Origin of the sequence: Paenibacillus sp. FSL R5-192 (assembly GCF_000517845.1) — a bacterium.
Lineage (GTDB): Bacteria > Bacillota > Bacilli > Paenibacillales > Paenibacillaceae > Paenibacillus > Paenibacillus amylolyticus.
The window spans coordinates 104,999-118,148 of record NZ_ASPR01000046.1; the positions used below are offsets into that span (position 1 = coordinate 104,999).

Sequence of the window (13,150 nt, forward strand, 5' to 3'; positions counted from 1 at the left end):
CCGTAACGATAAATATACAGAAGAGTTCCTCCTTCCTTAATCTCTTCGGATCTTTCCGGTAGCGGTTCTCGGAAGGGTTTGCACAATTTCCACCCTTTTAGGCACCTTGTAAGCGGATAACTTGGAACGGCAAAAACGCAAAATGTCCGTAGCTTCAACAAGTGTATTCGACTTGTGAGGAATGATGTAAGCCACCAGTGCTTCGCCGAGCCAGGGGTCGGCTTCTCCTTTGACAATGGCTTGCTCCAGCGGAAAGTTCTCCATGATCAGTCGCTCAATTTCCTCAGGATGCACTTGTTTTCCTCCTGTTTTGATCAACAGTTTGGTTCTTCCCAGTATCCACAGATTATTTTGTTCGTCCAAGTAACCGCGATCTCCTGTACGAAGCCATCCATTTTGCAGAACTTTATCCGTCTCTGCTGTATTGAGGTAATATCCTTTCATGATGCTGGGACTGTGAACCCATATATCACCCGGTTCATGAACACCTAAGCGATTCCCTTCTTCATCTCTTATGGAGATTTCAACCCCGCGTATGGCTTGTCCTACATTAGATGGTTCGTATACTTCCGAAATGATCCTGGTTGTAATCCGCGGACCAGCCTCCGTTTGGCCGTACGTTTGCACCATTTTCACATGGGAAGGCAGTTTCTTGCGAACAGATTCCAGTATGTTAGGCGTAACTTGTCCTCCCCCAAAGCAGATATAACGCAGATGGGGCAGCGCTTTATAATCGGATTTCAGCAGGCTCAACGCTTGCAGCATTGTTGGTACTGCAGTAACTACGGTAATGTCTTGCTCTTGCATCGTTTTCATGAATGAAGTGGGTAGAAACAGACCCGTCATAATGACCAATTCTCCACCCAGGTACAGGTGGCTCAAGAATTGGGAGGTATTGCAATAGCCGAAAGGCATAGGCAGCGTAATTAACACGGTATCTTTCTCCGTCAGTGACAGAGATTCGCAATGAGCCTTCACATTGGTAATTAGGTTATGGTGAGTGTGCTGCACAATTTTGGGATTCCCGGTGGTTCCCGACGTTTGCAGCATTAAGGCAACCTCCTCTGCAAGACGAGGCTTGTATATGGGCTTCGTCTCCTCATCCGGTGCCTGCCAATCTTCCTGGCTCAGGACTGACAGGTTCTGATTACTTAACTTGCATTTCATCTCGTGAGTAGTGATACAGAGAGCAGCGTCTACCGTGCGGCACGCCAGCCTGATTTCTGCCTCAGAACTGCCGGAATAGAGCGGCATGATTACCGCTCCCAGTAAGGTAACAGCGAAGTAAGCATGGATGTAGGCAGGAGAGTTGGGCAAGCAGATCACCACCGCTTCGCCTTCCCTAACACGTTCCTCAATCTTTAACTGCAAGGCTGCGGTTGTGGACAAAAGCTGCTTATACGTCCACTTCTCCTCGCCGAATGTTACGGCAATCCGATCCGGACTCCGCTCTGCCTGATGTAACAGTATTTCACCGATACACCGGGGTTCCATATCCTTCATCAATTCGCCTCCTTCGCGTACATTTTGTCTAACCTCTACTGTCCATTTGAAAGATTTGCCCGCTGACGTTGGCAACGTGTTCGGACAACAGGTAGAGAATAAAATTCGCTGTCTCCTCCGGTGTGGAAATGCGGGACAAAAGACTCTCTTCGAGTGCCTTTTGATATTTTCCGGCATGATGTCGGTTCAGATTGGTTCGCATAAATCCCGGACAGATTGCATTAACCGCAATGCCGAATGAACCCAACTCACGTGCCATTGATTTGGTCAAAGCATTAAGTCCCGCCTTGGAAGCTGCATAGTTGCTTTGCTGTGAGCTTCCTACAATACCGCGGTACGAGGACACGTGAATGATCTTGCCCCTGCCTCGAGCCTTCATCAGCTGGCTGACCTTCTGAGAGACGAGAAATGCGCCGTCCAGGTTAACCTGCATAACCTCACGCCATTGGGCATAACTCATCTCGTCAAAAGACGCATCATTGATAATTCCGGCATTAAATACTAGCCCATCCACCCATTCCAGCCCATCCATCAGTACTTGTAAGGATTCATCCAGAAGTTCTGTATTCGTGACATCCAGATGACCGACATGCAGACGATCCTGTATACCCATATGATTTTCGGTAATATGAATAGGGGTTTGGTTATAGGTGGCAGCGACAATCGCCCCTTCTTGCAGCATTTTTTCAAGAAGACACCCTCCAAGCGTTCCCGAACCCCCAACCAGAAGCAATCGAAGTCCTTGAAGAGAAATGTGCACGAATATTCATCCTTTACGCTGTCTTGGTATCAACGAAGGCCGTCAACACTTCAACATTCTCAAATAGTTGCGGTGTAAGTTCATCATCCTCAATCGTAATTTGAAACTCATCCTCAATCTTGATGATCAACTGAAGAATCATAATGGAGTCCAACTGCAGATCAGAAACCAGATTCTCTTTCCCCGAAAAAACATAGTTTTCCTCAATTCGATCCTCAAGCTCTTCTTTCACTAGCCTGCACACCGTTTCATAATGCGACATATACTCACCCTCAGATATAGAATGATTTGGCGATATTGCTGACATCATGTATTCGCCTGGCGATAAGGAATAAAATAATCGAACTTGGGTCCCTCCATACTCAGTCTGTCCTGATGAACAATCCTCAGGTCAACATCGTCAGGCAATTTGTCCTGAAGTTCTTGCTGCAAAAGGAACTCGGCTGCTTCCTGAAACCCCTTACCAGGTACAAGGTAAAACATAAATTGCCTTTCCTGCACTTGCATTACACGGAATTGTCGAACGGCATCCGGGAAATTCCGATTGACCTTAGTTACCACATAATGAAACAGAATCGGATTGGCGATCCAACCACCTAATCGAATATATTGGGTGGCCCGCCCACCGGTCACTTCGAGGACGGGAAATGGCGATCCGCAGTCACATTTCTGTTCAGACAGTCTGCCAATATCCCCCGTGTCATAACGGATCAAAGGCCAGATTCGATTGGTCAAGTCGGTAATCACCACATGTCCATAGCCGTCTTTGTCCGAATTCGCAATTTCCACATACAATTGATCGCTGGACAAGTGCAGATTGCCGCTGCTGCAGCTCATGCCAATACACCAAAATTCGCGGGAACCATAATGGTTGTAAACAATGGGACCGAAGGCCTCTTCAATAGTCTTACGCTGATAGTCAAATAACATCTCTCCGTTAATTTCGATATATTTAAACGGGAGTTTACTCCGATCCAGCTTTCGCTCCAACAGATGATTCGCGAATAGATAGAGTGCGGTAGATACGGACAGCATCCACTGCGGACGATACTTTAGCAAAGCTTCATAATAGTTGTCCAGTCGTTCCGCGGACAGATCAAGCATGGACAGATACATGACCTCATGGTAAATGGAGACGGGATCGGTTGAGAGATCATCTTCGTTGAAGGCATAGAACATGGCATAAGGATCTTTAGGTCCAATGCCTCCATTGGTGTTTCGAAGACCCCATAAGATGCGCGCTTTTTTCCATTTTTCTTCAACTGATTTATAACATTTGAGCGGTTGTCCCGTGGAACCACTGGTATATTCGGTGTAGAGTTTGGCTGAGGTGTCTGTAAGCAGCGATTCTTCTCTGCCGGTCAGTTCAGATTTCTCCAATATAGGTATCTGCTGAAACCTGGACTGGCTCCAGCCGGCATCGGTAACGCCTTGTAACCTTTGTTTGTAGAATGAAGAATGTGCTGTAGCATGTTCGATCAACCCTAGAAGCTTGTCCTGAAAATGATCCCACTTGGTTATCATAAATGATTTCCCACCTTACGGTTTCAAGGTAACATTGGTTCTCGGAAACTGAACGGCACTCCATATATATGGCATCTCCAGCAAACCATGAATCAATCGCTCCCAGCCGACGCCAAAGCCTGATGTTTCCCTGTAGTTTTCGAGCGTTCTGGACTGGAGGTAACATGCGTAATCTTCCTCAGGCAAGTTAAACACTTCTGCTTTTTCTTTCAATTGGTCAAGGGTACCCACACGCTGACCGCTACCTATCGTTTCCCGATATCCCGGCCAGATATAATCCGTATTGTTTGCAACACGTCTGTCCCGCCCCTTCATTTCGGCGTGGTAGAACGGTACTTCAAGCAAAGGAAACTCACTGATTGCCAAGAATCCGCCATAAATCTCGGTGAGTCGGACTTCTTCCCATGAACCGAAGTGTTCAAGTGTGAATTTGTTGTAGATTTCATCTTTTGTATCTTCATAAAGCGCAGCTAGAGCTTCTTCAAAGGTTAATTCAGTTATTTTTTGACTGCGACTGACTTCGTCAAGTTGATTCAGCCGATCCTGGGAAAGGAAAACACTCAGATCCGCTTCATTATGTTTAAGCAAATCCTGAATGACTCTAAACAACAATTGACGGATTATCTCCTTGTTAGCTGCTTGATCTACTGCGCCTTCGTATTCGATATGGTGAAACTCGGACAGATGGGATGCATCCACATTTTCCTTGCGGAATGAATTATACACTGAATATACGTGATCTACTTGGTGCTGGAGTACCGACAATTCCAGATAAATCTGTGAGGACTCTGATAAAAATGCCTTGTTCGGCAGGTCAAACCACTCCAAAGAAATAGGGCATACATCGGTTGTATAACTGATCGCCTCGCGACCATATACGGCACCTGGGGAGGAAATCATTCGTGTAGTCAAAGGCAGCAGTGTAAACAGCGCATTCATTTCTCCAAAAAACAGATTGCTTGACATATTAATTTGATGATTAATTCTGGCGATAGCACCCCAATACTTCTGTTCACTGAAGCTCGTGACCCGATTCTCTGCTTCTGCCAGTGTATACTGCCCTGCAAGTACATTATCCAGTGCGTCATATATGTTATTCCCACGATATCCCAACTTCTTGTCTTTCTTAGTATAATAAGGTCCTAACATAAGCTCATCTCTCCTCATATGGTTATTAATTTGGGTTAAACAATCAAATCTGGCCGGCGATATAATTTTGCCTTTCGTTCTTGCTTCTTACCTTGCGTAACAATTCCACTGAAGATAGGGGATGAGCTTCATCCCATTGGACTGAATTAATCATCAGTTGCTGAACCGTGGGGTGCATCTGATCCAGATATCCCATTTCCTTCATTTCGGGATAGGAAGTATGTCCTCCATACGCTTCCTCTTTACCTTGCACGCTGTAATGCAGCGTTCTCCTGTAGTCTTGAGACGTACATGCCCCGCGATGAAGTGTATGCGCATTCATAAATAGAACGGCTCCGGGTTGACATGTGATTTGAACCTCGTCAGGTAATGGGTTAGCTTCGTTATTCTTCACCTCCAATCTCTCCTGATCGGAAAGTGTACGCCGGTGCGAACCGGGAATCGCGATAAAACAAGAGTCTGGGTACAAGGGGATATTGAACTGCACATGATTGGGAATGCCTTCTGGATGATATAACTCGTTATCCCCGTAATCGCGGTGCCAACGCAATCGATAATTAACCTTCTCCGGTGACCACAGCGCATGGGCTCCCCAGAATCGCAATTCTTCGCCCAATATCTCTTGAAGGACATCCATCAGACGTTCATTCCCAAAAACGGCTCCGAAGGCGGGCTCGTACAAGTCCAATTTGAAAATATTATTTACACCCCAAGTGTCGTAATCCGGCTCTTGTTTCAGGGTGTAACGAGTCGCATACCTGTATGGTTCCTGCTTCACCTTGGTGATCAATCTTTCCATCGCAATCCTTAGCTGATTCACCTCATCCGATAGAAAGATTCCTGTAACGACAGCATAACCATCACTTAGAAAACATGATTTCAGACTCATTGCCAAGCAACTCCTTTCTTGCTCTTGTTGTTAAGGAACCGCGAACCACTCCTTGTCCATCCGTTCCTTCCAGCGCTCTTGGATGGCCTTATATTGATCGGGAGCAAGATTCCCTTTGCTTGCCAACGCATAATTATTCAGCCAACGCTCTGGCTTCGTCGTGCCTACCATGGCTGTGTGTACACCGGGAATTGACAGGGCAAACCTCAGTGCCAGTTCTGTCGTAAGCAAAGGATCATCTTGAAAGGAATATCCCAGCTTAAGCAAGCGCTCCTCATAGGTTACTTTTGCTGGCTTGACCATAGATTCTGGCGTCTTGCCCATTCTTTTCCACATAGCGAGCTGGCGCTCATAACGTTTCTTATGCTCCCCTGGATTAATCCAGGCGGCATTGGCAATCGGACGCTTCACAATGACGCCAAGTTGATGCTGCTGAGCTAAGGGAATGACTTCCTCTAAGGCGGTTTGATCGGCAATATTAACGGTCACCTGCAGCGTATCAAAACAGTGCATCTTGATCGCATACTTCGCTTGTTCCCCGTCCCCGCTGTAACCCAAATATCTCGCTTTTCCAGCGGCCTGAATCTTTTTCAGCGTCTGAATGACTTCACCACGTTGTAAAATCTCTTCAGAGCAGCCATGCAGCTGCAAAACATCGATATAATCTGTGCCCAGTCTCCTTAGGCTCCGGTCTACACTCAGCTCCAGCCAATCAGGGTCCCAGTCGTGAAACTTGTCCTCGTCCGAATGGCCACATTTGGTGAATAGATAGAATTCCGCACGCCTTCCCGAAACGGCCTGACCAATCAGTTCCTCGCTGTTCGGGTAACACTCTGCTGTATCGATGGCGTTAAGTCCATGATCTAGTGCAATATTCAACAGTTGGTTCACCGTTTCCTGACTGGTTTGTTCATAACCGATCTGGGAGCTGCCAAACCCCATGACGCATACATGCATATCCGTCTTCCCCAGCGTTCTCTTCTCCATGTCAAACCTCCTTCCTCTTGTTCGTTCAGTAATTTTCACTCAAATACGCTTGTGAGGCCTTCATGACATTCCGAATGTTGTCGATGTGCATACTCGTCAAGGTAACAGGCCAATCCCCTCGAATGAGACCGAGACTTGCCAGCCTGATGCAAGCTATGCCCATTAACAGAGGTAGTACCATGATTTCTTCGGTCAGCAGGGAATGATGTTTTTGATAGCCTTCAAGAAATTGATGGAACGTCTGAGGTTCTAATGCATGTACTGCTTTAAAACGCGAGCTGCCGTTTCGGTAGGTTATGCCGGAAAACGTAAGCAGCCCTTCAGCCAGATCCACAAGAGAATCGGTGAGGCATGCATTGTCAAAATCAATCAGCGCCGATACCGAACCGTCGCGTGAGAAAATGAAATTCATCGGATTCAAGTCTCCGTGCGCAATCGATGTCACCGCTTCTGTCCTGTCAGCGTGCTGAACAGACCACTCATCCACCATTTCCTTGCAAACCTGGACAAAATACTGCAAATTTTTCTGGTCCTCTTTGCTCATTTCATTGCGTTTCTGCATGTACTTTTTAAGCAAAAGTACAAGTACATCCTTTGTGGAAGCATAGGGAGATTGCTCCGGCAACTTCAGGGTCTGAAGTGGATATGCGGACGCTACCTTTGTACGAAACTCTCCCAATACCGCCCCGGCAGCGCGTATCTGCTGAGGCTGTGCATTGTACAGGTAACCGTTTGGTATGTACGATTGAAGGTACAATGTACTTTGATTGCCTGCATGTACAATCAGCTCCCTTGATGTAGTTAACTGAACGGCAGGGACCCAAACCGCTTGCAGAGCCAGCTCATGCTGGAGCTGAATTACGCTCACGGCGTGCTCAATGGACCGGATATACCAAGGAATTTCTTTCAAAAAGTAGAGGTTCCCCTCCCGATCTTGAACAAGGGCTTTTCTGGACGTCTCCGAAACCCGGTTTACCGGAACGACAGTACCATTCATATTGAGATAAGGGTACGTTGTGTATTCTATGATGCCGTACTGTTCTAACGCTTGCGATAGCATATCCTCCGGGATAAGTCCTCTGCACAGTTCTAACGGTTTTAGCAACGGCATTCTCCCCTTTGACCAAAGTAGGACCCCTAATGAACACTCCATGTGTTGAACTTTTGTGTGAGTAAAACAACTAATTGACGTCCAAGTCCAGCCATTCGCGCACTAACAGGATGTTCTGGATTCGCAAGTACAAATGGAATGCCTGCATTCCCCTTCGCGCTAATTTCAGGTATTATAGGAAATGTGTCAAGCACATGCAGACCATTCGGAGCAGCTAGCATAGCTTGGGTATCTCCCGAAAATATCACAGTGGAATGCCCGCAGCATTCACATTGGAACTGAGACATATTTTCGACGATACCAAGTAGCGGAACCTCCATCCGTCGTAACAAGTCAATCCCTTTCTGAGTATCTGCGAAGCTTACCGTCTGAGGCGTTGTAATCAGAAGACATCGACCTTTCAACAGACGAAGCAGCTGATGGTGAATCTCAGAAGTTCCTGGAGGCATATCGACGATTAATACATCCACATCCCAACGGGCTTTTATCAATAACTGCTCCAGCGCACCTTCCAAATATTTGCCTGAAAGAGATCTGCTGAGGTCGTTGTTTTCAATCAGTCCAGGGGAAGAGATGCGGATGCCTGCGTAGGTTCCCGGGTGGATTCCAAGTCCTTCCGCTACCATAGGCTCGTCTTCAACTCCGGATACCATGGTAGGTATACTTGGCCCTTCAAAATCTGCATCAAACAGTCCTACTCTTAACCCTGGTAATGAATATGCCAAATTTACGGCGAAAGTGGATTTTCCGACTCCGCCCTTTCCGCTATAGATGAAAAGTACGTCCATGGCATCCTCCCTCGCCCCTAATAGAAAAGCTAAGCATTTTGTTTCAAAGTATGGATCATGTTCACAATGTTGCTCATGGAAGCGAACGTATCATTAATCATGTACTCATCGGGAATGGTCATTTCAAACTTCTCTTCCAGTTCCAGCAGCAAATCGATTGCTTTCATGGAATCGAGACCCGCACTTTTCAGATCGTCCGTCATTTCCAGATCACGATGAATTTTCTGCTTTACCAGCGCAGCGACTTCATGTTCAATTTGTTCAATGCTCATGAATAGTCCTCCCTTCATACATTTCATTCAAATGCGTTCTTCGTGTCAGCGTAAGCTGTGATACATGCTTCACGTTACCCTCATCCACCACCATTTCAACGGGAATTTCCCTGCTCAGAAATCCCAATAAACTGGCCGTGATCCCATAAGCCCCAACATTCGGAATGTAGACCTGCTCTTCCAATTGTAAGGAAGGCATAATTGCTTTTTTGTTGAAAAAATCAAGGGGGGTGCACAGCGGTCCTACAATGTGAGCCGACTCCGGATGAGGGTCGGTCTTCTCTGTGACGGGCATGATGTCATACTGGACACGTGGAATGCGTCCAAGCCCCGCCATCCCGCCCAGATGGTGAATTCCGCTGTCCAGAATGATAAAACGGCTGCCCTTACTTTCCTTGATATCCACAACCGAGCTAACCAGAACACCGCATGCGGCCGAAAGATATCGTCCAGACTCATATGCTATAACAGGCTCTCCGGTTCTCCATCCCGGCATATGCTCATCGAGAGCAGTCTCCAGTTGGACCTTGATTTCACTGAAATCAGGGGGGTTGCCTGACACCGCATAGGGATGTCCAAATCCACCTCCTAAATCAACGAATTGGAGCGGTATTCCGGTCTCCTTGGATATTCTCGCGATTACCTGGATGGAAGAGAGAAAAGATTCAGCAAGCCTCTCTGCATTCGCAGTATTGGTGCCATTAAAAATATGAAAACCGGCAATACGAACTTCGTCGCATTCCTGCATTTCCTTCAGTTCTCGCAAAAGCTTCTGCTCATCCGTTCCAAACTGAGAGGGTGTGCCAGTCATGGCCAGTCCGGCATCAGCCAGGCCCTGATCGGGATTGATTCGCATAATGGCTTGAATCGGAGGTGTACCAGAAGACACTACAGACCTTAATCTTTCCAGCTCCTTCATCGATTCTACCGAGAACCATTGTACTCCCTGTGCAACAGCCACCTTCAACTCCGATTCGCTCTTCCCAGGACCGGTGTACAATACATCTCGGGGAAATCCTCCGGCTTCCAACACGGAATTCAGCTCGCCCAGCGATGAAACTTCAGCCCTGCACCCCAAATCTAACAACTGCTTAACGATTACAGGGTGAGGATTGGCCTTCAGAGAGTAATACAACATCGAAGGCTCGGGTAACGCATCTTTCAACCTGTGGCAGGATTGGCGAAGAATGTTCAAGTCGTATATATATAGCGGACTGCCGTATTTCGATCGCAACTCTCCATAGTCCAAACGCTTCACTCCTTTTCCAGGTCTCTTTTCAGCTTGTTTTTATCAATTTTACCGTTCGAAGTTAAAGGTAACTGGTCTGTGACATAGATTTGTGTTGGCATCTTGTAATCTTCCAGCCGCATTCGTAATTCGTCGAGGATGCTTTCCGCAGTCGATGTAGAACTCACTGCCAGAATAGGCACAGCGGCGTCTCCGGTCAGTACCAGCGCGGCTTGTTCGACGCCAACGATGTCGACTGCTGCCAGTTCGATCTCCGTAGGACTTATACGAAAGCCGTTTTGCTTGTACATATCATCCTTACGAGCGTAGAAATACAAGAAACCTTCATCGTCCATCCAGAAGTAATCCCCGGTATACAAGCTCCGCTCAGGAGAAGCCATATTTCGAAAAACGTGCTGTGTTCGCTGTGGATCATTCCAGTAGCCCATCATGACATGAGGACCTTGCACAACCAATTCGCCGACCTTATATGGTGGCAGTTGCAAGCCTCTCTCATCGATCACGGTGCAACTTGTACCCGGAAGAGATGTTCCGACAGAACCCGGTTTATCAGCGAGAAATTCCGGCTGGAGGATGGAGACCCGTTTACACTCCGTCAGTCCGTACATCAGATGCAGCCGGGCATTCGGGAAAAATGTATCTAATTCGTTTACATAAGCTTGGGGAAGTGCAGCTCCTGTATTAGTAATGAAACGAATCTCCGGTATTTGTGTCATCTGTCTGCGCATAAGTTTGATCAGTGCTTCTCCCATGCTAGGTACAATCGGTAACCCGGTAATACCCCATTCCCTAATTTTATGAATGAGCGCTGGACCCACATCAGATCGCTTACCCAAGGCTATCGTTGCATTTTGATTAAAAGCTAGAAAAACCTGATACATCCCGTAATCAAAAGACAACGGAAGAAAATTGCCGATTACGTCATCTGTTTCTATATTCAGGCAAGACTGAATGCTCTCCAGTACAAAAAGCATGCTGGAGTGGTGTGATACCACAGCCTTGGGCCGGCCTGTACTTCCCGATGTATACAACAGGCAGGCAACTTCATTACTAGAACTATCTTCGTTCTCCGGGTCATCTAACCTGCTTTGATCCATTGCATGTGCGGTCACGTCATTATCCGATATGACCTTGATCCCTATATACAAAGACATCGTCAACTTTTCAACAAAAGCATCGGTCGTTAGCAGATAGGAAGCTTGCGAATCTTTAACAATGTAGTCCAACTGATATCTCGTTGTACTCTCATGCAGGAGGATATAGGTTGCTCCAAGCCTTGAGGCAGCAAAAATGGATGAGACGAGAAATTTGCCATGAGGTAAAAGCAGTATGATTCGCTCGCCTGTATTTACGCCGCAGGATTGCAGATAAGATGATATACGATCCCTCTCCTGAGTTAGTTGACTATAAGTAAAATGGCCTTCGTCTGTGATCAAAGCTACTTTATGCGGATATCGTTGTTCTGAATGATCTAACAACTCACATAATCGTTTCAATTCAGACCCTCATTCCATGAATTTGCAGTGTTTATTTGCACAATCTCTGTGATACAATTATTCGCTATATTATGTCGTTAATATGTTGTTTGGTGAATAAAAGTTAATTATACAGCCTTGGACATAAGTCGCTGTTCATGTTTTTTTCTGTTATTTTTATGAAGAAGATACCATACCCGATATTCTCCACTCTATCTGTTCCACTGTAGCAAAACATTCATACAACAGGTCCTCGTCGTGGAAAATAATCTCAAACTCCTCTTCTAGTGCAACAATTAGAGAAATATACTTTATTGAGTTAAACCCGAGATTCTCTAATCGCTCATCCAGAGGAATGTCAAGGTGATATCCAAGTATATTGTGAATAATCTGAATGATTTTTGCTTCAATCACCGAGTTAGATACTTGTTCCATCACTGATTTCCTCCTCTCTCTTATTGCACAGATGTTTACGATATTCACTTGGAGAGCGCCCGTAGTATTTTTTATAGTAACCCGAGAACTGTGAACTAGAGATATAACCGACAGACTTTGTAATTTCATTGATCGTCAGATCGGTATGCTCCAGCAGTTCGCGTCCTTTTTGTACCCTAATTTTCTGAAGGGATTTAATGGGTGAACACCCGAACACTTTCTTGTATGTGTTACTTAAATAGACCGGATTACAGCTAATTCGTGCTGCCATGTCTTCAAGAGTAAGCGGCTCCGAATATTGACTTCGTATCATGCGATGAATAATAATTAATCGGTTGTCAATTTTACCTTTTAAATTATCGGTGCTCTGGTTCATCATCCGGTACATATTGAAAAATTCCGTGAATTCAAGGGATAGTTGTTTGCTGTACTCGGGTTTGTAAGTACTCTGTCCGAAAATCTCTACTACGCTTTTTACAAACAACTTGACTCCGTCGTCTTGTCTAGACAATACCATTGGAAAACCAAAGCGCAGTTTAGGCAAGCTTTCCAAGGTCAGAACGCTGATTACGACAGGTACTGACAATCGATTTAACAGGATAATATCGTTGCCCACGAACAAGTTCCTAGAAGAAATATAGTACAGGGTGTCACGATACCTCGTTTCGAAAGACTGTTCGGTAAACGCTACCAATATTCTATTTGGCTCCGTACATACTGTTTCAGAATAGCCGGGAGCCATTATCATTTTGGGCATCATACTGTACAAATTCCATGTCATCAAAAGTTGCCTCCCATTTGAAGAAATTGGAATGTTCTATTAAATTTTAGTTGATTTTATGACTATAATCAACAATATTATACATAAATGTGAAATTAGTCATAATCTGTAGAAATACACAATAAGATATCGAGGTATTGTTTATCACCAAAATAAAAAAAATTAAGATTCTCATTTGTGTAGGTAGACTCGAACATTTGAACTTAATAATAACTGGATAATTATGG

At 45.6% G+C, this 13,150-nt stretch carries 14 protein-coding genes; all 14 read right to left on the reverse strand.

Annotated elements, in window-relative coordinates; translation table 11 throughout:
- Window positions 1-36 precede the first annotated feature (36 nt).
- On the reverse strand, window positions 37-1,503 hold the full coding sequence (locus tag C161_RS22185) for a class I adenylate-forming enzyme family protein (protein WP_036672819.1): 1,467 nt from the start codon (window positions 1,501-1,503) through the stop codon (window positions 37-39).
- A gap of 28 nt (window positions 1,504-1,531) precedes the next feature.
- Window positions 1,532-2,263 carry an SDR family oxidoreductase gene (locus C161_RS22190; protein ID WP_051449876.1) on the reverse strand — a complete coding sequence of 244 codons (732 nt, stop codon included), beginning with the start codon at window positions 2,261-2,263 and terminating at the stop codon, window positions 1,532-1,534.
- Window positions 2,264-2,276: 13 nt separating this feature from the next.
- Complete coding sequence (locus C161_RS22195) at window positions 2,277-2,525, reverse strand: phosphopantetheine-binding protein (RefSeq protein ID WP_036672821.1); 249 nt, start codon at window positions 2,523-2,525, stop codon at window positions 2,277-2,279.
- Between the two features lie 44 nt (window positions 2,526-2,569).
- Window positions 2,570-3,787 (reverse strand): phenylacetate--CoA ligase family protein, encoded by a 1,218-nt coding sequence (locus C161_RS22200; RefSeq protein WP_036672822.1) that lies wholly within the window; start codon window positions 3,785-3,787, stop codon window positions 2,570-2,572.
- Between the two features lie 15 nt (window positions 3,788-3,802).
- Window positions 3,803-4,936, reverse strand: coding sequence for an amino acid--tRNA ligase-related protein (locus C161_RS22205; RefSeq protein ID WP_051449877.1), 1,134 nt, complete (start codon window positions 4,934-4,936; stop codon window positions 3,803-3,805).
- 43 nt (window positions 4,937-4,979) lie between these two features.
- Entirely contained in the window at window positions 4,980-5,825 is an 846-nt protein-coding gene (locus C161_RS22210; RefSeq protein WP_036672823.1) for a phytanoyl-CoA dioxygenase family protein, read from the reverse strand.
- A gap of 30 nt (window positions 5,826-5,855) precedes the next feature.
- Window positions 5,856-6,812, reverse strand: coding sequence for an aldo/keto reductase (locus tag C161_RS22215; RefSeq protein ID WP_036672825.1), 957 nt, complete (start codon window positions 6,810-6,812; stop codon window positions 5,856-5,858).
- Between the two features lie 25 nt (window positions 6,813-6,837).
- Window positions 6,838-7,917, reverse strand: coding sequence for a phosphotransferase (locus tag C161_RS22220; RefSeq protein ID WP_036672826.1), 1,080 nt, complete (start codon window positions 7,915-7,917; stop codon window positions 6,838-6,840).
- A 32-nt stretch (window positions 7,918-7,949) separates the two neighbouring features.
- Window positions 7,950-8,711 (reverse strand): P-loop NTPase, encoded by a 762-nt coding sequence (locus C161_RS22225; protein ID WP_051449878.1) that lies wholly within the window; start codon window positions 8,709-8,711, stop codon window positions 7,950-7,952.
- A gap of 29 nt (window positions 8,712-8,740) precedes the next feature.
- Complete coding sequence (locus C161_RS22230; RefSeq protein ID WP_036672827.1) at window positions 8,741-8,983, reverse strand: phosphopantetheine-binding protein; 243 nt, start codon at window positions 8,981-8,983, stop codon at window positions 8,741-8,743.
- The gene (locus C161_RS22235) at window positions 8,973-10,232 is read right to left on the reverse strand and encodes a hypothetical protein (RefSeq protein ID WP_051449879.1); all 1,260 of its coding nucleotides are present in this window, start codon (window positions 10,230-10,232) and stop codon (window positions 8,973-8,975) included. Before C161_RS22235 ends, C161_RS22230 begins: the two co-directional genes overlap by 11 nt.
- A 5-nt stretch (window positions 10,233-10,237) precedes the next feature.
- Window positions 10,238-11,728 carry a class I adenylate-forming enzyme family protein gene (locus C161_RS22240; RefSeq protein ID WP_036672829.1) on the reverse strand — a complete coding sequence of 497 codons (1,491 nt, stop codon included), beginning with the start codon at window positions 11,726-11,728 and terminating at the stop codon, window positions 10,238-10,240.
- Window positions 11,729-11,884: 156 nt separating this feature from the next.
- Window positions 11,885-12,142 carry an acyl carrier protein gene (locus C161_RS22245; RefSeq protein ID WP_036672830.1) on the reverse strand — a complete coding sequence of 86 codons (258 nt, stop codon included), beginning with the start codon at window positions 12,140-12,142 and terminating at the stop codon, window positions 11,885-11,887.
- Window positions 12,126-12,923, reverse strand: a complete 798-nt coding sequence (locus C161_RS31685; protein ID WP_051449880.1) for a helix-turn-helix domain-containing protein — start codon at window positions 12,921-12,923, stop codon at window positions 12,126-12,128. The genes C161_RS22245 and C161_RS31685 overlap by 17 nt, the downstream gene beginning before the upstream one ends.
- Window positions 12,924-13,150 lie beyond the last annotated feature (227 nt).